General features: G+C 65.2%; 17 protein-coding genes and 1 pseudogene. 5 read left to right on the top strand and 13 right to left on the bottom strand.

Annotation, left to right across the window (positions count from 1 at the left end; all coding sequences use genetic code 11):
- Positions 1 to 196: 196 nt before the first annotated feature.
- Entirely contained in the window at positions 197 to 1864 is a 1668-nt protein-coding gene (thsA, locus tag C492_RS04325) for a thermosome subunit alpha (RefSeq protein ID WP_008420818.1), read from the top strand.
- A 21-nt stretch (positions 1865 to 1885) separates the two neighbouring features.
- On the opposite strand, the gene C492_RS24130 is transcribed toward thsA, so the two are convergent.
- The gene (locus C492_RS24130) at positions 1886 to 2044 is read right to left on the bottom strand and encodes a hypothetical protein (RefSeq protein WP_160166965.1); all 159 of its coding nucleotides are present in this window, start codon (positions 2042 to 2044) and stop codon (positions 1886 to 1888) included.
- A 29-nt stretch (positions 2045 to 2073) separates the two neighbouring features.
- On the opposite strand from C492_RS24130, the gene C492_RS04320 reads away from it, so the two are divergent.
- The gene (locus C492_RS04320) at positions 2074 to 3066 is read left to right on the top strand and encodes an alanine dehydrogenase (protein WP_008420816.1); all 993 of its coding nucleotides are present in this window, start codon (positions 2074 to 2076) and stop codon (positions 3064 to 3066) included.
- 34 nt (positions 3067 to 3100) lie between these two features.
- Here C492_RS04320 and C492_RS04315 read toward each other — a convergent pair whose 3' ends face one another.
- The 8 genes and pseudogenes from C492_RS04315 to C492_RS04280 form a co-directional block, all read right to left on the bottom strand.
- Positions 3101 to 4543, bottom strand: a complete 1443-nt coding sequence (locus tag C492_RS04315) for a sugar porter family MFS transporter (protein WP_049892706.1) — start codon at positions 4541 to 4543, stop codon at positions 3101 to 3103.
- A gap of 187 nt (positions 4544 to 4730) precedes the next feature.
- Positions 4731 to 5498: pseudogene (locus tag C492_RS04310) on the bottom strand (YqjF family protein).
- A gap of 89 nt (positions 5499 to 5587) precedes the next feature.
- A complete protein-coding gene (gene leuS / locus C492_RS04305) occupies positions 5588 to 8254 on the bottom strand; it encodes a leucine--tRNA ligase (RefSeq protein ID WP_008420813.1) in 2667 nt (888 codons plus the stop codon).
- Between the two features lie 151 nt (positions 8255 to 8405).
- Positions 8406 to 8825, bottom strand: a complete 420-nt coding sequence (locus C492_RS04300; protein WP_008420811.1) for an Hsp20/alpha crystallin family protein — start codon at positions 8823 to 8825, stop codon at positions 8406 to 8408.
- A gap of 310 nt (positions 8826 to 9135) precedes the next feature.
- The gene (locus C492_RS04295; RefSeq protein ID WP_008420809.1) at positions 9136 to 9591 is read right to left on the bottom strand and encodes a peroxiredoxin; all 456 of its coding nucleotides are present in this window, start codon (positions 9589 to 9591) and stop codon (positions 9136 to 9138) included.
- Positions 9592 to 9644: 53 nt separating this feature from the next.
- On the bottom strand, positions 9645 to 10514 hold the full coding sequence (locus tag C492_RS04290; RefSeq protein ID WP_008420807.1) for an ABC transporter permease: 870 nt from the start codon (positions 10512 to 10514) through the stop codon (positions 9645 to 9647).
- On the bottom strand, positions 10511 to 11440 hold the full coding sequence (locus tag C492_RS04285) for an ABC transporter ATP-binding protein (RefSeq protein ID WP_049892705.1): 930 nt from the start codon (positions 11438 to 11440) through the stop codon (positions 10511 to 10513). The genes C492_RS04290 and C492_RS04285 overlap by 4 nt, the downstream gene beginning before the upstream one ends.
- Before the next feature lie 58 nt (positions 11441 to 11498).
- The gene (locus C492_RS04280; RefSeq protein ID WP_008420804.1) at positions 11499 to 12365 is read right to left on the bottom strand and encodes a CPBP family intramembrane glutamic endopeptidase; all 867 of its coding nucleotides are present in this window, start codon (positions 12363 to 12365) and stop codon (positions 11499 to 11501) included.
- 329 nt (positions 12366 to 12694) lie between these two features.
- Here C492_RS04280 and C492_RS04270 point away from each other — a divergent pair, with 329 nt between their 5' ends.
- Both C492_RS04270 and C492_RS04265 read left to right on the top strand, forming a co-directional pair.
- On the top strand, positions 12695 to 13702 hold the full coding sequence (locus C492_RS04270) for an ABC transporter ATP-binding protein (protein ID WP_049892703.1): 1008 nt from the start codon (positions 12695 to 12697) through the stop codon (positions 13700 to 13702).
- The gene (locus C492_RS04265) at positions 13699 to 14502 is read left to right on the top strand and encodes an ABC transporter permease (RefSeq protein WP_008420798.1); all 804 of its coding nucleotides are present in this window, start codon (positions 13699 to 13701) and stop codon (positions 14500 to 14502) included. The genes C492_RS04270 and C492_RS04265 overlap by 4 nt, the downstream gene beginning before the upstream one ends.
- 43 nt (positions 14503 to 14545) lie before the next feature.
- Here the strand turns inward: C492_RS04265 and pheA are convergent, their stop codons facing one another.
- Together pheA and C492_RS04255 are read right to left on the bottom strand one after the other, a co-directional pair.
- The gene (pheA, locus tag C492_RS04260) at positions 14546 to 15364 is read right to left on the bottom strand and encodes a prephenate dehydratase (protein ID WP_008420797.1); all 819 of its coding nucleotides are present in this window, start codon (positions 15362 to 15364) and stop codon (positions 14546 to 14548) included.
- A 159-nt stretch (positions 15365 to 15523) separates the two neighbouring features.
- The gene (locus tag C492_RS04255) at positions 15524 to 15832 is read right to left on the bottom strand and encodes a non-histone chromosomal MC1 family protein (RefSeq protein ID WP_008420795.1); all 309 of its coding nucleotides are present in this window, start codon (positions 15830 to 15832) and stop codon (positions 15524 to 15526) included.
- 233 nt (positions 15833 to 16065) lie between these two features.
- On the opposite strand from C492_RS04255, the gene C492_RS04250 reads away from it, so the two are divergent.
- The gene (locus C492_RS04250; RefSeq protein WP_005555160.1) at positions 16066 to 16263 is read left to right on the top strand and encodes a hypothetical protein; all 198 of its coding nucleotides are present in this window, start codon (positions 16066 to 16068) and stop codon (positions 16261 to 16263) included.
- 133 nt (positions 16264 to 16396) lie between these two features.
- Here C492_RS04250 and C492_RS04245 read toward each other — a convergent pair whose 3' ends face one another.
- The gene (locus tag C492_RS04245) at positions 16397 to 18271 is read right to left on the bottom strand and encodes a tRNA ligase subunit PheS family protein (protein WP_008420789.1); all 1875 of its coding nucleotides are present in this window, start codon (positions 18269 to 18271) and stop codon (positions 16397 to 16399) included.
- Positions 18271 to 19779, bottom strand: a complete 1509-nt coding sequence (gene pheS / locus C492_RS04240) for a phenylalanine--tRNA ligase subunit alpha (RefSeq protein ID WP_008420787.1) — start codon at positions 19777 to 19779, stop codon at positions 18271 to 18273. The genes C492_RS04245 and pheS overlap by 1 nt, the downstream gene beginning before the upstream one ends.
- Positions 19780 to 20034: the final 255 nt, after the last annotated feature.

Here is a 20034-nt window from a genome sequence, read left to right as displayed (position 1 = left end):
TGCAGTCCCGGCGGCTATCCACCCGGTTTCGCTCTCGGTAACGGCGCCGTCTCTCGTCCCGGAGCGGTCACCTTTCGACCGCGTTCTTCGATTCTGCGTCACGTCGCCCCGCTCGAGTCCGGCGATCGCGAGCGCTGGACACCAAAAGAGTTATATAGAATAGCAATCAATCCTTCGGCTGACTATGGCACAACAGATGGGCAACCAGCCGCTTATCGTTCTCTCGGAGGACAGCCAGCGAACGTCCGGTAAGGACGCGCAGTCGATGAACGTCCAGGCCGGCAAGGCCGTCGCCGAGTCGGTACGGACTACGCTCGGTCCGAAGGGGATGGACAAGATGCTCGTCGACTCCTCGGGCAACGTTATCGTCACTAACGACGGCGTAACGCTGCTCTCGGAGATGGAGATCGACCACCCCGCGGCGGACATGATCGTCGAAGTCGCCGAGACACAGGAGGACGAGGTCGGCGACGGCACCACGAGCGCCGTCGTCGTCGCCGGCGAGTTGCTCAGCCAGGCCGAGGACCTCCTCGACCAGGACATCCACGCCACCACCCTCGCCCAGGGGTACCGCCAGGCCGCCGAGGAGGCCACGGAAGCCCTCGAGGACGTCGCCATCGACGTCGACGAGGACGACGAGGAGATCCTCCACCAGATCGCCGCCACGGCGATGACGGGCAAGGGCGCCGAGAGCGCCCGCGACCTGCTCGCCGAGCTCGTCGTCAGCGCCGTCCAGTCGGTCGCCGACGACGACGAGGTCGATACGGACAACATCAAAGTCGAGAAGGTCGTCGGCGGCTCGATCGAGAACTCCGAGCTCGTCGAGGGCGTCATCGTCGACAAGGAACGGGTCTCCGAGAACATGCCGTACTTCGCCGAGGACGCCTCCGTCGCGATCGTCGACGGCGACCTCGAGATTCAGGAGACCGAGATCGACGCCGAGGTCAACGTCACCGACCCCGACCAGCTCGAGCAGTTCCTCGAGCAGGAGGAGGCCCAGCTCCAGGAGATGGCCCAGAAGGTCGCCGACGCCGGCGCCGACGTCGTCTTCGTCGACGGCGGTATCGACGACATGGCCCAGCACTACCTGGCCCAGGAAGGCATCATCGCCGTCCGCCGCGTCAAGTCCAGCGACCAGAGCCAGCTGGCCCGTGCGACCGGCGCGACGCCGGTCTCGAGCGTCGACGACCTGACCGAGGACGATCTGGGCTTCGCCGGTAGCGTCGCCCAGAAGGAGATCGCGGGCGACCAGCGCATCTTCGTCGAGGACGTCGACGACGCCAAGGCCGTCACGCTGATCCTGCGCGGCGGCACCGAGCACGTCATCGACGAGGTCGACCGGGCGATCGAGGACTCGCTGGGCGTCGTCCGCACGACCCTCGAGGACGGCAAGGTCGTCGCCGGCGGCGGCGCCCCCGAGATCGAGCTCTCGCTGGCCCTGCGGGACTACGCCGACTCCGTCGGCGGGCGCGAACAGCTCGCCGTCGAGGCCTTCGCCGACGCGCTCGAGGTCATCCCGCGCACCCTGGCCGAGAACGCCGGACTCGACCCCATCGACTCGCTGGTCGAGCTTCGCGCCGCCCACGACGGCGGTAACGAGGCCTCCGGACTGGACGCGTTCACGGGCGACACGATCGACATGGGCGAGGAGGGCGTCTACGAGCCGCTTCGCGTGAAGACCCAGGCGATCGAGTCCGCCACCGAGGCCGCGGTCATGCTGCTGCGCATCGACGACGTCATCGCCGCTGGCGACCTCGCGGTCGCCGACGACGAGGACGACGAGGAGATGCCGCCAGGCGGCGGCATGGGCGGCGGTATGGGCGGCATGGGCGGCATGGGTGGCGGTATGGGCGGCATGATGTAAGCGAGGTTCGAAGAACCTCGACTACTCGAGCGGGAAGGCCCGACCCACGGGGGTCAGCCCGGCCCGCTCGGCCACCCACCCGTCCACTCGCGTATCGTCTTCGATCGATTCGTCGGCCCACACGCCGATTTCTTTCGCTGACTCGCTCGAGAGTGCCCGCTGCTCGTTACTTAGCACCACTTAAGTACCCGCCCGCAATATTCGCCGATATGCAGACGCTTCTCCTGGACAGCGACGACGTCGACGAGCACGCGCGGATGGCGGACGTCATCGGTGCAGTCGAGGACGCCTTCGGCGCCTACGAACGCGGCGACGCGCAGATGCCCGCCAAATCCTACATCGACCTCCCCCAGTACAACGGCGACTTCCGGTCGATGCCCGCGTATCTGGACGCGGGCGAGTGGGACGCGGCGGGGGTCAAGTGGGTCAACGTCCACCCCGACAACCCCGCGGACCACGACCTGCCGACCGTACTCGGGACGATGATCTACTCCGATCCCGAGACCGCCTACCCGCTGGCGATCATGGACGGGACCGCGCTGACGATGAAGCGGACGGGGGCAGCGGCGGCCGTCGCAACCGACTACCTGGCCGTTCCCGACGCCACGTCGATGGGGATCGTCGGGGCCGGTGTCCAGGCCTACACGCAACTCGACGCGATCAGCGAGGTCCGTCCGATCGAGGAGGTCGTCGTCAGCGACCTCGACGACGAGCGCGTCGAGCGGTTTATCGACGCCTACGACGACGAGTTCGACGTCCGCGCGGGCTCGATCTCGGAGGCGGGCCACTGCGACGTCCTCTCGACGGTGACGCCCGTTAGAGATCCCGTCGTCGGCCTCGAGGACGTCGGCGAGCGCACCCACGTCAACGCGATCGGCGCCGACGCCGAGGGCAAACACGAGCTGACCGACGAGCTGTTGCTCGAGGCCCGCGTCGTCATCGACGACCACGAGCAGTGTACCCACTCCGGCGAGGTCAACGTCCCCTACAGCGAGGGGACGCTCTCGGACGAGGACATCTACGGCGAGATCGGCGAGCTCGTCACCGAAAAGAAGGCGGCCCGCGAGGACGACACCGGCGTCACGGTCTTCGACTCGACCGGGCTCGCGATCCAGGACGTCGCGGCGGCCCGCGTCGTCTACCAGGACGCCCGGGAACACGAGGCCGGATTCGACTTCGGACTGATTCACACCGACCGGTAGCGACGGTCGAAATCGCCGCGAAAAGACGGAGCGGTCAGTCGTCGCTTCCGCTACTGACGGCGTCGCCCCGTTCCGCGTCGCCGACGAGCGCCTTCTCGCGCAGGTCGTCCTCGATCTCCTCGAGGGAGCGTCCCTTCGTCTCGGGGACGAGCTGGTAACAGAAGACCAGCGCCAGCAGGGTCAACACGCCGTACAGCCAGAACGTTCCGGACTGCCCGAAGACGTCGACGAGCCGGAGGAACGTCAGGGAGACGAGCAGGTTGCCGGCCCAGTTGAGGACGGTGACGACGCCCATCGCCGTTCCGCGGATCTCCATCGGGTAGATCTCGGAGATCATCAACCAGAACACCGGACCGAGACCGATCGCGAAGAACGCGACGTACAGCATCAGGCTCCCGGTCGCGAGCCAGCCGAGCCCTCCCGAGAGGCCGGGTAAGAAGAAGACCGCCCCCAGGATCCCGAGCATGACGGTCATGCCGCCCAGTCCCGCGAGCAGCAGGGGCCGACGTCCGGTCCGATCGATCAGCAGGACCGCGACGACGGTCATTACGACGTTTACGACGCCGATGCCGACCGTCGCCAGAAGCGAGGCGGTGTCCTGGAACCCGGTCGACTCGAGGATCGTCGGCGCGTAGTACATCACGGTGTTGATGCCGGTTACCTGCTGGAATAGGGCCAGTCCGACGCCGACGATGAGCATCGGGCGCACCCAGGACTGGAACAGGTCCCGCAGCGTTCCGGACTCGCTCCGGATGGTCTCTTTGATCTCGCCGAGCTCCTCGGCGACCTGGTTCTCGGAACGGGTTCTGGCCAACACCTCGCGGGCGTCGGCCTCCCGTCCCTGTTCGTAGAGCCATCGGGGACTCTCGGGCATGAACACCATTCCGGCGAAGAGGACGGCCGCGGGAACCATCCCCAGGCCGAGCATCCAGCGCCACTCGCCCCCGTTCGAGAACGCGTAGTTCACGAGGTAGGCAATGAGGATCCCGCTGGTGATCGTCAACTGGTTCAGCGAGACCAGCGAGCCGCGGATCTTCGGCGGTGAGATCTCCGAGAGGTACAGCGGCCCGACGACCGAGGCGAACCCGACGCCGACCCCGTCGACGATCCGCCCAACGATCAGCACCTCGACGTTCGGGGCGACCGCCATGATGAGCGATCCCACGAAGAAGATGACCGCGCCGACCAGAATGAGGCGGCGCCGGCCGAGGCGATCGGCGAGACGGCCGCCGAACGCCGCGCCGACGATCGCGCCGATCATGGCGCCGCTCACGATGATCCCCTCGATTAGCGAGGGATCTATCGCGAACCCGAGAACGGTCGCCAGTTCGAACGTCTCCCGAATGTACAGCATCGCACCGGAGATGACTCCAGTGTCGAATCCGAACAGCAACCCGTTCAGCGCCGCGAGCGCGGCGACCACGTAGATAAACGAGTTCCGTCCGGAACCGTCGTGGTTTGCGTGTTCTGTTGACATGCGGACTACCGCTGAAGAATTATTTCGATCCTCGGTAAACAAACCTGACGGTTTCCGGGATATATAATGAAAGATATGGGTGTTGAACGGATATTTATCGTCTGTTCGTATTATTCGTTATATCCCTCGAGGCGACGATCGATCGTGCGTTCCGACGGAACGACCGCGACGGGACTCGCTCGAGCGGTCACGCGTCGGGCAACCGCCGCGGAATCGATCCCCAGATCGGCAGCCGGCCGCAGTAGTGGACGACGGGATCGTCCGACGGTGTCGGCAACTCGTTGGCCGCAAACATCGTGTTTTCGCGGATCGTCGCGTCGGCCGGCCGGAGCGGCCACGGACCGTGCGCGATCTCGGCCGCCACGACGCCCCGTCCCGACGGCGCGTAGAACCGTCGGCGCTCGAGCAACCAGCACGCCAGCGAGCCCGTTCGGGGGGTGAAGGTCTCGCCCGCCGGACGGTACGACGCGACGAATCGGGCCGGATCGCCGGTCGCCGAACGCCGACGCTCGCTCGAGAACTCGATCCGATCGCCGTCGTCCTCGAGGGACATCCGGGCGGTGTAAACCGGGAGCCTGGTCGCCCGCCCGATCGCTTCGCCGATCGCCGTGTTGTCGACGTCGACGCTGAAGAAGTACAGTGCGGGATCGCCGCGGTTGCGCACGTAGGTTCAAACGTTGAGTTCGGTGATGCTGATCCGCGCGAGCGAGGGCGTCCCTCGCAGGCCGGCGTCCGCGAGGACGAACGGCAACACGCTCAGCCAGGCCCGTCCGTTTCTGGTCTCGAGGGTGAGCTGGTCGGGAACGTGGGGACGGAGCGCCTCGGGATCGATCGGCCAGTGGACGAACAGTCCCTTCCGCCACGTCATCGCGCCGACGTACGGGGCTTTCGGGCTCGCAACGTCGGCGACCGGCCACCGCGCGGAGTCCGACCGCTCTCGGCCGTCGTTTCTCATCCGGTATCGCCACTACCGACGGGCGCGGAAATAAAAGAACAGCCTGCCCGTTCCACGAGTTCCACGCGGTCGGTACCGCCGGCTCGAGGTCAGTCCCCGTCCTCGATCTCGATCGCCGGCCGTCCGGGCTCGGCGTTTTTCAGCACGCTCTCGTCGGCCTCCTCGGCGCGGCGAACGTTGACCGGTGCCTCGAACTCGCGCTCGAGCAGCCACGCGGCCGACTCGAGGGCGTCGTACTCGGCCTCGGGCTCGAGCGTCGTCGACAGCGCCTCCCGTTCGGCCTGCAGGTCCTGGCCGTAGTCGGCCGCGGCGTCACCCTGCTCGCGGATGTGGTCCTCCCCCATCAGCTCGCCGATCAGGTTGTCGGCGTCGCTCTCGACGGCGATCTCCAGGGCGTCGTACTTCCAGTCGGGCGCGACGACGACGTCGATCTCAGTCGGGTCCTCGATGCCGGCGACGTCGACGATGTCGCGGACGTCCTCGCGGGTATTTTCGACCAGCTGGCGGCGCTTCCGGACGTGATCGCGGTCGACCTCGGCGGTCGGCCACTCGGCGGCGGCGGCGAACCCGTCGTAGCCGAGCTCGTCGTACAGCTCCTCGGCGATGTGGGGTGCGACGGGCGCCAGCAGTCGGACGACGGCCGACAGTCCGCGCTCGTAGGTGGTGGCGTGGGGTTCGGCGTAGTCCGCGTACTGCCGGAGCGTCCGCACCAGATCCTGGGTCTGTCGCAGCGCACGATTGAACGTCAGCTCGTCGTACTTCTCGGTCGCGATGGCGACGGTGGCGTCGATCTCGCCGTCGACGTAGCTCGCGACGGCGTCGTCCTTCCCGTTGGGCTCGTTCGTTGTGTAGTCCTCGACCATCCCCTTCAACCGGTTCAGGAAGGCGTACGTCGAGCGCACCCCCTCCTCGCTCCAGTCGAAGTCCCGCTCGGGCTGGGCGGCCTGCATCATAAAGAGGCGGGCGGTGTCCGCGCCGTACTCCTCGACGATGCGCTGGGGCGAGACGACGTTGCCCTTGGACTTGGACATCTTCTCGCCCTCGAGCTGGACCATCCCCTGGGCCAGCAGATTGGCGAAGGGTTCGCGGTGCTCGAGTCCCTCGTGGTCGGCCAGCACCTTGGTGAAAAACCGGGAGTACAGCAGGTGCATCACGGCGTGCTCGATCCCGCCGACGTACTGGTCGACGGGCATCCAGTCGTTGGCTCGCTCGAGGTCGAACGGGGCCTCGGCGAGGTCCGGCGAGACGTACCGCAGGAAGTACCACGAGGAGTCGACGAACGTATCCATCGTGTCCGTCTCGCGGGTGGCGTCTCCACCGCAGTCGGGGCAGGTCGTCTCCTTCCACTCCTCGGCGGCGTCGAGGGGATTTCCGGTGGTGTTGATGAACTCTGGCAGCTCGACGGGCAGGTCCTCCTCGGGGAGGACGACCGATCCACAGCCGTCGTGACAGTGGACGACCGGGATCGGCGTCCCCCAGTAGCGCTGCCGGGAGATCCCCCAGTCCCGAAGCTGGTACTGGGTGGTCCACTCGGCGGTGTCGATCTCGTCGGTCAGCCGTTCGCGGGCGACGTCGCTCTCGAGGCCGGAGTACTCCCCGGAGTTGACGAGGACGCCGTCCTCGGTATAGGCCTCCTCGCTGACGTCGGGTGCTTCGGGAACGGTCTCGCCGTCCCAGTCCTCCGGCTCGGGGGCGACGACGGGGACGATCTCCTCGTCCATCTTCGTCGCGAAGGCGTGGTCGCGCTCGTCGTGGCCCGGCACGGCCATCAGCGCGCCCGTCCCGACGTCCGAGAGGACGAAGTCGGCGACGTAGACCGGAATCTCCTCGCCCGTGACGGGGTTCGTGGCGGTCAGGTCGGTCGCGACGCCGTTGGGCTCGTCGCCCTCGGGGTCGGCCTCCTCCTCGATGAAGCGACGAACGTCCTCGTCGGTCTCGGCCAGCTCCTCGCTGATCGGGTGGTCCGGCGCCAGCGCGAAAAACGTCGCGCCGTGGATGGTGTCGACGCGGGTCGTGAAGGCCTCGACGCTGCCGTACCCGTCTATGGAGAACTCGAGTTCGGTCCCCTCCTGGCGACCGATCCAGTTGCGCTGCATCTGGCGCACCGAGTTGGGCCACCCCTCGAGGTCGTCGATGTCCTCGAGCAGTTCGTCGGCGTACTCGGTGATCTTCAGGAACCACTGCTCGAGCTCGCGCTGCTCGACCGGCGTATCGCAGCGCCAGCAGAGTTCGGCCTCGCCCTCGACCTGCTCGTCGGCCAGGACGGTCTCGCAGTGGGGACACCAGTTGACCTCGGCGTCGCGTCGATCGACGAGTCCCTCCTCGTGGAACCGGGAGAAGAGCCACTGGTTCCACTCGTAGTAGTCGGGCGTGCAGGTAGCGATCTCTCGCTCCCAGTCGTAGCCGAAGCCCATCGACTCCATCTGGTCACGCATCGTCTCGATGCAGTCGAACGTCCAGTCCCGCGGATTGGTGTCCCGTTCCTTCGCGGCGTTCTCGGCGGGGAGACCGAACGCGTCCCACCCCATCGGGTGGAGCACGTCGTCGCCGCGCAGCCGTCGGTACCGCGCGTAGGCGTCCGTGATCGTGTAGTTACGGACGTGACCCATGTGGAGCTTTCCCGAGGGGTAGGGATACATCCCGAGGACGTACGTCGGATCCTCGACGTCGTCGGGGGTCCGATAGACCTCCGCCTCGTCCCACGCCTCCTGCCAGCGTCGTTCGACCGCCGCGTGGTCGTATTCCGCGTCGCTCATCTGTTTATATACGTGTAGGCACCGTCGGCGTCCTATAACTTTCTATACAGCCCATTGAACGTTCTTCGGACGGGTGTCCGGTCAAAACGGAGCGTTCGACTTCGCGAGCCGCCGATACCGACGCCTCGAGTCGGCGGAACGCCGCGCTCGACTACTCGATGTCGATCGCCTTCGAGTCGTCGCCGCCCTCGAGCTTCGGCAGTCGAACCGTCAACACGCCGTTCTCGTAACTCGCCGACACCGATTCCTCCTCGACGGGTTCGGGCAGTCGGATCCGACGGTTGACCGATGTACGCGTCCGTTCGCGTCGGATATACCGTTCGGAGGCGTGCTCGAGTTCGTCGGTCCGCTCGGCCTCGAGGCGCAGCGTCCCCTCGGCGAGGGTCAACTCGACGTCGTCGGTGTCGTAGCCGGGCAGGTCGACCGTGACGACGTACTCCTCGGCCCTGTCGGCGACGTCGACGGGAACCGATCCCGGTACCTGGAGACCACCGCTCGTCATCCCGCCCTCGACCTGCTTGCTGACGCGGTCGAGCATCTCCTCGATATCCTCGAACGGATTTCGGCGCATACGCCACCGTACGTTCTCGACAGGGATAAGTTCTGCTCGGAACGAACCGAAATCGACGAACAGCTCGGAAGGGGCCACGCGAACAGGTGGCTCGACTCCTCTTTTACCCTCGTTCTCGAGGAGGCGTGGCCCGTATCGTCGTGGTTTTCACACGCGATACGTCGTCCAGCCGATCACCGGACTTGCTATCGTCCAGCGACGTCTTCCCGTTGATCGTCCGTTCCCATAAATCATGTGCTTGTTATCCACACGCACTCGAGTCGCTCGTCGGCGACCGCTTCCGGAACGCGGAGACAACGGCGAGCGCCGACTACTCCGGAAGCGAGACCCGGCCGTCCTCGAGCGCGTCGAGCAGCACCTGTCGGGCGTGGCCGTCCGGGTCGACGTCCTCGTAGGCGGCCTTGACCTCGCTGTCACCGATGAAAAACGTCGTTCGCGCGGTCGCTCCGTTTCGGACCTCGACGTCGAACGCCTCGGCGAGTTCGGCGTCGGGATCAGCCAGCAGGTCGAACTCCAGTCCCTCGGACTCGCAGAAGGACTGGTGGGAGTCGACGTCGTCGGTCGACACGCCGTAGACGTCGACGCCCGCCTCGTGGTAGGTCTCGAGTTCGCGCTGGAACTGGGTCGCCTCGGTCGTACACCCGGGGGTCTCGTCCCGCGGGTAGAAGTACAGAACCGTGGGGTGGTCGAACTCGAGGACGATTTCCTCGCCGTCCTGGTTGCGCGCGGTGACGGTCGGCGCGTCGTCGCCTGCGGTAAGTGCCATACCCGCAATACGGTGGGCGGGTGAAAAACGATTTGGACAGCGACTCGTAAGAGCTACGAGAGGTCGGCGTCCCGGAAGCGGAGGTAACCGACCGCGAGCGGGAGAGCGATCCAGAACACCAGTACCGCGACCAGGAACAGCGGCTCGTGCACGAGCGTCTCCGCCGTGCCGGACGGGGTCTGTTCGGTCTGAGTCGCACTGACTCCCTCTTCCGTCGCCGTGATCGCGATCTGGCTCGCCTCGGGGAGGAACACGTCCGCACTCGTACTCATCGCCGTGAGGGGATTGAGGTGATCGACGATCGCGAGCCACGTCGGCGGATCGGTACCCGGAAGGCTTCGGGTGACCGCGTAGTAGAGCCCGTCGACGACGTACGACCAGAGAACGGTCGCGAGGAGGTATCCTCCGATGGCGACGCTGATCGCCCTGGTCCTCGTCTCGGCGACGGCCGAAATTCCGACCGCGATCGAGACGATCGCGGCCACCGAAAGGACGACGAACAGCACGTACGCCGCGATCGGGGCGAGCGGCGGGAGTCCGATCGTCGCCGCGATCATCCCGATCGCCGCCAGAAACCCGCCTAGGACAGCAACCGAAAGGACGGCCGTCCGTCCGACGAACTTGCCCAGCAGAACGTCAAGCCGGGAGTGGGGAAGGCCGAGCAGGAACTTCATGTTGCCCGTCTCGCGCTCGCCGACGATCGCCTGATACCCAACGAGGAGGCCGAGTATCGGGAGCACGACCTCCGTCGCCGGGCCCTCGAGAAAGCGCGCTGCGAGTTCGGGATCCGGATTCTCGACGACCGCCAGCACGATCCCCTGTGCCAGGAGGATAAACCCGAGGAAGATCGCGGTGGCGACCCACAGCGCTCTCGAGCGAACGGCGTCGGCGACGTCCTTGCGCGCGATGTCGACGACCGTCATCGGTTCGCCTCCGCGACGCCCTCCTCGAACAGGGACTCGAGCGACTGCTCTTCAGCGGTGAAATCCTCGACCGTCGAGTGTGCCTCGACCGTTCGGAGAACCTCCGCTTTCGCGGTGCCACTCGAGAGTGAGATGGAGAGTGAGGGCCCTCCATAGTCGCTATCGATGGCAGTACATCCCGTGACCGCTTCGAGTGATTCGACTGCGGTTAGAAGTTCCTGCGAAACGGCGTCGATTTCTACTTCGAGTTCGACCGCAGCACCGATACCGGATTTGAGCTCCTTGAGATCTCCGCTCATTCGGAGTTCACCGTCGACGAGAATTCCGATACGATCGCTGACTTCCTCGACCTGCTCGAGAACGTGACTGGAAAAGAACACGGCTGCACCGCGATCTCTCTCCTCGAGAACGATTTCCTTGAGAAGTTGAATCCCGGCCGGATCGAGTCCGCTCGAAGGTTCGTCGAGCACGAGTAGATCTGGCTCATTGACCAGTGCTAATGCGATCCGTAGTCGCTGTTTCATCCCCGTCGAGTACTCGCCTACCGGGCGCCGAACTGCGGTCGCCGCAAGCCCAACGCGATCGGCCAACGCGTCCGGATCGTCGCCTGCTCCCATTGAATCGATGGCGAAGCGGAGGTGCTTTCGACCCGTTAGTCGATCGTACAGCTGGTACTGTTCCGGCAACACGCCGATTCGATGTTTGATCTCGGCAGATCCTTCGCGGACGTCTCTGCCAAGGACTTGAGCAGTCCCGTCGGTCGGGTGTACGTACGACAGCAACATCGCGATCGTCGTCGACTTGCCGGCGCCGTTCGGACCGAGAAACCCGTACACCTCGCCGGATTCTACCTCGATATCGATCTTCGAGACCACGGTCTGCGATCCATACTGCTTCGTCAGGTCGTTCGTCCGTATTGCGCTCATCGGCTTCTCACTAGCTGCCCTATAGTACTTATTTGTGAAAGTTATTACTATCGGATCATTACTCGACGGAATTTGATCGGTAGTCGAGTAATACGGTGGCCGATGCGACTACTAGTACGAGCAGCACGAACGGAGACACGGTAGCAGTCGCCCAGTTTCCGCCGAACAGGAAACCGGCCTCGGCGTACTCGTAGCTAACTATCGCTCGTTCCGATTGCGTTTCGGCGGGCTCGATCGAGATTACCTGAGTGTGAAACACGGTGTTCCAGACGGTGTGGAGCACGACCGCGTTCCAGACGCTTTCGGTGTAGTAGGTGACGAGCGCGTACAGCAGTCCTGCTGAGGTTGCGACCAGCACGTAGAGTCCCGATGCGCCGGTGCCCGCGACCTTGCTATTGTGCAGCAATCCAAACAGTATCGACGTCAACACGATCGCCGCCGGCCATCCCCAGTTGTGGCCGATAAACGAGAGCAGATATCCGCGAAATACGAACTCCTCCGTTATTGCGGCGAGCAGTCCCAACAGCACCGCACTGAGCAGGACTCTCCGGAGAAACCGGCCGTCGCTGACGTGTACCTCGAGCGTCCCCGAGAGACCCGCGACGCTACCGACGGTGACAACTCCGACGAGGACGACCGCAACTCCGGCCCACCGAAGGACCGATCGGCTGGGGACCGTAATAAACAGCGCCTCGCGTAGAATTCCGACGAGCCTCGGGACGAGGAGATAGACGGCCAGTGCGACCGGGATGCCGATCAATGCCCCTTCTGCTTCCGGGAGGAGCCAGGGAATCGAAAGGAGGCTGTTTGCGACGATGTGGGAGCCGATCAGTACTGTGAACATGACTGCGAGCAGAACCAATGACAGGGTCGCGACTCTCCACTCCTCGACGGCTTCGACGGGACTGTTGCGATCCGGACTCATAGGCACAGTATTCTCACGGCCGGCCTCTGGGGGTCAACCGCCCGTTCGACTCGATTCGGCAGCATCTCGTCACGGCCAAAACGGGTTGGTGATAGGGCTGTTCCTCCGAGCGTCGCCTCTAGAAGGATCCGATTTCGACGCTGAGACTGCCGCTCAGCGTATCGCCATCGTATCCCGCTTCGATGTATTGGAGCATGGGTATGTCACCCGAGTCTGAATGGTCTCGCTTTCGGTTATAAATCTGAAAGAGGACGTGGTACCGAGAGTACACACTCGTCTCGGTTGTATGCGAGATTATATGTACGATCACGAGGCCCACGCTTCGCTGTATGACCGAGAACGGTGATCCGACGACGTGCCCGATCATCTCCGTCGAAAATCTAGTCGTGGCGTACGAACGAAGCGAAGAGACGGTTCGTGCAGTCGACGGTGTCAATCTGCAGATCGAACCGGGAACGATCGCCGGACTGATCGGACCGAACGGGGCCGGAAAGACGACGCTGCTCAAAACGTTGCTCGGGTTGGTCTCTCCAACGGGAGGACATGTTCAAGTCGACGGAACCGACATCGCGGAGCATCCGCATCGCGCTCACGCGAAGATGGCCGCGGTACTCGAGGGAGCCCGGAGCACGTACTGGCGACTGACGGTCCGTGAGAACCTCGAGTTTTTCAGCCGACTGAACGCCGCCGAGTGTAATGACGAGCGAATTCGCGCGACCATCGACCAACTGAACCTCACTGATCTCTCGACCGAAGTGGTGAACGACCTCTCTCGAGGACAGAAACAGCGAGTCTCGATTGCCGCAGCGCTGGTACAGAACGTCGACGTGCTGTTTCTCGACGAACCGACGCTCGGACTCGATACCGAGGGGTCCCTTGAGCTTCAGGCGTTGCTCGTCGACCTCGCGGAGCAACGGGGGATGACGATCGTCCTCTCGAGTCACGACCTCGACGCGATCGAGTCGGTCTGTGATCGAGGTATCATTCTCGACGACGGCCGTATCGTGGCGGACGACGACATCGAAAACTTGGTCGACGTCTTCCGGACGGAGGTGTACGAACTGGTCGTCGAGGGACAGCTCTCACCGGCAGCGCGAAGCGAGATCGATCAGACGTACGATCTCGTCTCCTGCACCGAGCGTCGGGATCGAACGACGCTGGAAGTCGCCGTTCCGGACGCCGGCCGCATCCACGAGCTAACCGGAACGGTTGTGGCGCACGGCTCGCAGATCGAGTCGGTACGGACTCTCGAGGGAAGCCTCGAAACCGTCCTCGACTCGTTCGCGTTCGATCGGTCACCGACCGAGGATCGATGTCACCCTCGGAGTGCGCTATGAGTGGAGGCGACCCAAGGACGCTGTCAGCGCTCGCCTCGGCGCTGTCCGCGCTGGTGCGGCGGGACCTGCTCATCATGCGACGGTACCCGCTGAACACCGCTGGCGCGGTACTGGGTCTGTACGCACTGTTTCTTCTCGTCTACGTCGGCGGGCGCTCGCTCGTCGGCCCGAGTTTCGGCGAGACGCTCGGCGCGCTGATCGTCGGATTCTTCCTGTTCGTCATGGCAAACGCCTCTTACCAGTCGCTCGCGGGACTGTTCGCGACGGAGGCGAAGTGGGGGACCTTAGAGCAGCTCTATCTCTCGCCGATCGGCTTCGGCCCTATCGCGGTGTTGCTGTCGCTCAGCTCGCTGCTGGTGACGTTCTCGATCGGGTTCGCGATGCTCGCACTGATGCTCCTGACGACGGGGGAGTCGATCTCGCTCGATCTCCTCAGTATCGTTCCAATCGTCGCCCTCACGCTCCTGTCGACGATCGGACTCGGGCTGCTGTTCGGCGGCGCGACAGTTCGTTACAAGAACGTCAGTGCGGTCTTCGGTCTCGTCAAGTTCGCGCTCGTCGCCTGTATCACCCTCGGGCCCACTTCGACGGAGTTCGTCGCGCTGAAACTGCTCCCGCTCACCCAGGGGAGCTACCTGCTCCAACGGATGATGAACGAGGGTGTCCGGCTCTGGGAGCTCGAGCCCGCGGAACTCTCGGTGCTCGCGCTCGTGGGGATCGCGTACTTCGCTCTCGGCTACGCTCTCTTCCGGTACTGTACCGACCGCGCTCGAGCGGCCGGCGTCATGGGACACTACTGATCGTCGCTGACCGGGTTGCGAGCAGAGAAGCGGGGACCGTTGATTACTCGACGACGTGCTCGAGATCGTACGACCCGAGCCGTCGCACCCATCCCTTCTCGGCCAACTCCTCGATGTCCTCGAGGGCCTCGATCGTCCGGGACTCGTACAGCCCCGCCTCGACGTCGATGTGGAAGACGTAGTCCCCGAGTCGCTGGCCGCTGGGTCGGGACTCGACCCGCGAGAGGTTGATGTCCCGCTCGGCGAAGGGCTCGAGCAACTCGAGCAGGAGTCCGGGGTAGTTCGCGTTCGGGTAGACGACGAACGTCGACTTCCCGCCGCCGGTCGAGCGCTCGTCGGCGGGCGCGAGCGCGAAAAACCGCGTCGCGTTCGAATCCTGGTCCTGGATGTCTTCGGCGAGCACCTCGAGGCCGTTCTCGATGTCGGCGTTGGCGGGGTGGCCGATCCCCGCGACCGACGGATCCTCGCGGGCGAACTCGACGCCCTGGGCGGTGCTGGCGACGGCCTCGAGGGTCGCGTCGGGGTACTCGCGCTCGAGGTAGGATCGACACTGGGCCAGCGCCTGGGAGTGGCTGGCGATCGTGTCGAACTCCGGTCCCTGGGCGAGCAGCGCGTGGCGGATCGGCGTGACGATCTCGCGGACGATCGCGACGTCGTACTCCGCGACGGCGTCTAAGCTCTCGGTGACGCTCCCTTCGATGCTGTTCTCGATGGGGACGATGCCGCGGTCGTACTCGCCGGTCGCGACGGCCTCGACGATCGAGGTCACCGACTGTCGGAACCCGATCTCGTCGTCGTCGGCGATCGCGCTCGCTGCTCGGTGCGAGTAGGTCCCTTCGGGACCGAGCGTGACTGTACGCATCGGCCGAGTCTTGGCCGGACCGCGCCAAAAGGGCGTCGGAGCATCCGCGTTCGGCCCGGCCGAGCGCGGTCCGCCGCGCGGACGGAAACCGATTCGGCGTCGATCGCTCGACTCGCGGTTCGGACGGCGACTCTCCAAAACGGTCGGTGTCGGGGACGACTACTCGTCGAGGTGGTCGATCCCCTTCTTCGAGACGTTGGCTTCCGTGATCTCGTCGGGCATCCAGCCGGGTTTGTCGTCGGGAGCGGTCTCCTCCCAAGCCCAGCCGTCGTAGATGTGGACCTTGTCGGTCCCCTTCTCGCGGAGCCGGAGCTCGACGCGATCCGCCGCGTCCTCGCTCGAGCCCGGCTCGAGTCGACGGGCCGCTTTGAGCGCCGCCTGGCGGGGCGTGTTTCCCGAGAAGACGCTGGTCTCGTCGCCGCCCGATTCTCGCAGTGCGAAGTTTCGTTTTCCGTCTTCACGTACCATAGTTTCGGCCTCCATGTCAGTTCTGCACACGATCCGACATAAAGATATCCCCAAAATCGACGGACTGCGCCAGTATCTTTAAGTGATCGTGAGGGACGATCTCGACGTCGTTCGATCGACGGAATCGGGTTCGTCTCCGAACGGATCCCGTCGTGGGCCGAAACGAGTCGTTCGCTATGTCGTAGAAAACACTTAAGTATATCCTACGGCGAAGTGCGAGCTAGAATCCCGCGATGGTCCGGAAAAAGAAGTTGAGTCCAAGCGGTGCGAAAGACGAAGACGGCAACTATCACAACGTCCATCTGAACCTCCACGAGGACGAACTCGCAGTCGCGGGTATGGATATCGGCGACGAAGTTTTCGTTCGCGTTCGGGACGGGAAGATCATCATCCAGAAGGCCAACGAGGAAGAGGTAGAACACGAGTTCTGAGGGCGCTTGTTATCGGCCGAGATTCGCTCGCCGTCCGCGCGAACCACCTGACCCAGGCATCTGAACCTGAAGACCTGCTTGCGGGACGATCGCTGGACCGCACGAAAGCGGATTACTACGGAGTTCCAGACGCTCAGCGCAGCGCCTCGAGGTCGAACTCGAAGGCCGCGACGGGCACCTCGAGGTCGTGTTCGACGAGCACCTTCGGGTGGACCTCGCCGACGACGCCGACGTTCTCGCCGTCGAGGACGACGTCGGCCGCTCGGCCGGGGATGAAGCTCGGATGGTCGGCCGCGGGCGTCTCGAGGTCGACATCGAAGTCGCGGGCGAGCGCCTGCAGGCGCGCCTTGGCGTCCTCGTAGCCGGCCTCGTGGTCGGCGAGGACCGCACCGACGTGGCGTCCCTCGGCGACGCCGGTGTTCTCCCGGTCGTCGAGTTCGGCCGCGAACCCGACCTCCGAGAGGTGCTGCGGGTACGCGCGGTGGGTGTTGTTCTCGAGGACCTGCAACAGTGAGGGCAGCGTCCAGGTTCGCAACATCGTGTAGTCCTCGCTGTAGGGCTCCTTGATCGTCGCGGGCTCGCCCGCGCCGTAGGCGTCCTCGCCGGGTTCGACGTCGAGGCGCTCGTAGTTCTGCGCCTCGTCTATCATGTGGAAGTTGAGCAGGTCCTCGAAGCCCAGCCCGACGAGTTGGGTTCGAGCCGCGCGCTCGAGCCGGGACCGTTCGTGGCGGCCGCCGACGGTGCCGACCTCGGGGTACCGGGGCTCGAGGTCGTTGAAGCCGTAGGCTCGGCCGAGGTCGTCGATGACGTCCAGCGGGTGGAGCACGTCGACGCGGTAGGGCGGGATCGTCACCTCGTAGACGAGTTCGCCCGTCGACGCGGCGTCATTGGCGTTCGACTCGCTCGAACCCTCCGCGCCGCCCCGTTCCTCGAGTCCGTCTCGCTCCTCCAGGGGCGTGATGGTACTCTCGTTGTTAGCCGTCGCCCCGTCCTCGATTCTCGTGGCGTCGAGCCCCGAGCGCTCGGCCAGATCGATCACGTCGTCGGGGTCGAGATCGATTCCGAGGAGGGTCTCGATGCGGTCGTGGGCGACCCGCTTCGTCTTCGTCGAGAGATCGGGGCGCACCAACTCGCCGTCGGGGTACTCGACCCGGACGTCCTCGAGGGTCGCGCCCCGCGCCGCGAGCGCGTAACAGACGATGTTCAGCATCTTGTCGATCGTCCACTGGTCGGTGCCGGTCATCTCGACGAACAGGTCACGGGAGTCCGTCGAGACCTCCGTCCGCCGACCGTTGATCACCGGCGGGAACGAGAACAGCCCGATATCGTCGTAGATCGCCGGGTAGCGCTCGTACCCGCTGACGAGGTCGGCGTACTCCCGACCCGTCTGGTGCTCCTCGAGCACCTCCGCGGGCGTCAGTTCGGCGTCGGAATCGAGCGGGACGAACCGGTCCTCGTCGGGTTCGACGCCGACGTACCGGATCGTGGGGTTCCCCTCCGTCGCAGCGCTCGCTCGCGGCTCGTCGCCGCTCGCGTTTTCCGATGCGCGTAGCGCATCGCGACCCTTCAGCATCGTCAGATCGTGGATCCCGATCGCACCCTTCGCGCGCTTGCGGCCCATCGTCGCGTGGAGTTTCTCCTGGAGCTGGATGAGCGAGTCGAGACCGTCCTCGTCTAAGTCGACGTCGCGGATCACCGCGCCCGTGACGTAGGGTCGTTCGTCGGGAACCGAGTCGTCGACCTCGATGGTCCAGTCGGCGCCGTTCGTCGAGGGGACGTGCACCCCCCGAGAATCGCCGTACTGGTAGCGCATCGAGCGTGCGACGCCCTCGACCGAAAGCCGGTCGAGACGGTCGGGCGCGAACTCGAGTTCGAACGCGTCGTCGTCGGTCCAGCCTTCGAACTCGAGGCCGAGCCCGAACAGGTCCTCCTGCAGTTCCTCGTCGCTTTTCTCCTCGTGGCCGGTCAGTTCGCGCAGTTCGTCGGGGTCGATGTCGACGGTTGGCATCAGTAGGTCACCTCCGCGTTCCGCAGGAACTCGAGGTCGGCGAGGGTGCCGTGGAGGTCGCGGATGTCCTCCGCGCCCGTCGTCAGCATGGCAAGGCGCTCTAAGGCCAGGCCCCAGGCCATGACGTCGCACTCTACTCCGAGGGGCTCGAGCATCTCCTCGCGGAAGATGCCCGAGTTGCCGATCTCGATCAGTTCGCCCGTCGTCGGGTGGGTGCCAAAGAGCTCGAAGCTCGGCTCCGTGTAGGGGTTGTAGTGGGGTTTGAACTGGATATCGGTGATGCCGAACTGGGCGTAGAACTCCTCGAAGGTGCCCATCAGATCGCGCACCGAGAGGTCCTCGGCCATCACCCAACCCTCGATCTGGTAGAACTCGAGCAGGTGGGTCGCGTCTAAGGTGTCGTTGCGGTAGGCCTTCTCGACGCTGAAGAAGCGCGCTGGCGGTTCGATCTCGCCGATCTGCTCGCCGGAGAGGTACCGCGTCGACAGCGAGGTCGTGTGCCCGCGCAGCGCGAGCGCCCGCGCGAAGTCCTCGTCCCAGGGGGAGTGGTAGCCCTCGCCGTCGTCGCCGACGCCCTCCCGGTGGGCGCGCTCGACGCGCTCGACCAGATCCTCCGGGAGTTCGTCGATGTGAGTCGGCTGCTCCAGGGCGAAGCGGTCCCAGTGCGTTCTGGCGGGGTGGTCCTGGGGCATGAACAGGCAGTCGTTGATCCAGAAGTCCGCGTCGGCGTGGGGGCCGTCCATCTCCTCGAACCCCATCCCGACGAGGACGTCCTTAACGCGCTCGGACATCTCCCGCAGGACGTGGACGCGTCCGCCCTCGACGGTCTCGGCGTCGGCCTCGACGTTGTACTCGGCGAACTCGACGTCCTCCCAGTCGCCGCTGGTCAGCAGTTCCGGCGTCACCTGCCCGACCGTCTCGGCGGTCTCGACGCCGGCCATCAGCTCCGTGACGCCTTGCTCGGTGAGTTCTACCTCGCGGACGGTCGATTCGGCGACCTCGACGAGCCCGCGGCGCTCGAGCTGGTCCAAAACGTCGCCCTCCTCGAGCGTTCCCTCGCCCGCGAGCTCGTCGAGGGCGGTCGCCTCCGCGTCCGCGGCGGGCTCTGCGTCGGGGTCGGCCGTGATCTCGCCGCCCTCGATGGAGCCGTACCCCTTTCGGGCGTAGTTCGAGAGCGCGATGTCGACCGCCGCACCCTCGAGCCCGGAATTCCCGATAACCTGCCCCATCGGGGCGGGGTCGGCGTCGGCGCCGGCCTCGAGCGCGGCCTCGTAGAGCCGAACCTCGGGCAGCCCGCGCTCGGCGTACTCCTCGCCCTCTTCGGTGAGCGAGACCGTTTCGTCGACCCGCTCGGCGACGGCGACCAGTCCTTCCTCCTCGAGTTCGAACGCCGCCCCGGTGACGGTTTCGGGCGGCAGGTCGGTCGCCGCAGCGAGGGCGTCGACGGGCGTCGCCTCGTCTGCGCTCGCGGTCTCGAGGACCGCGATCTGTGATTCTGGTAGTTGCATTCGCTTGTCTGAATGGCTGTCGGTCGGTCAGTTAGCGGTTCCGACTCCGTTCGACGCGTCCCCGATCCGAGTCGCTCGACTCGAGCGACCTCGAGGACGACGTCGCGGACGGTTTCGACGAGGCCGATCGGTGGTATCGCCCTCGAGTCCACCGGCCCGGTTACCGGGCGAAGAAGAAACCGAACCCCGGACGCGGCGCTGGCTGGCGGGCGACACACCGGCGGTGGGACTCGGATGCCATGTGCCAACGATCGC

Source organism: Natronococcus jeotgali DSM 18795 (assembly GCF_000337695.1).
In the GTDB taxonomy this organism is placed as follows: domain Archaea; phylum Halobacteriota; class Halobacteria; order Halobacteriales; family Natrialbaceae; genus Natronococcus; species Natronococcus jeotgali.
Note: the sequence above shows the minus strand (reverse complement) of the source record. Positions and strands in the feature narration are given on the sequence as shown.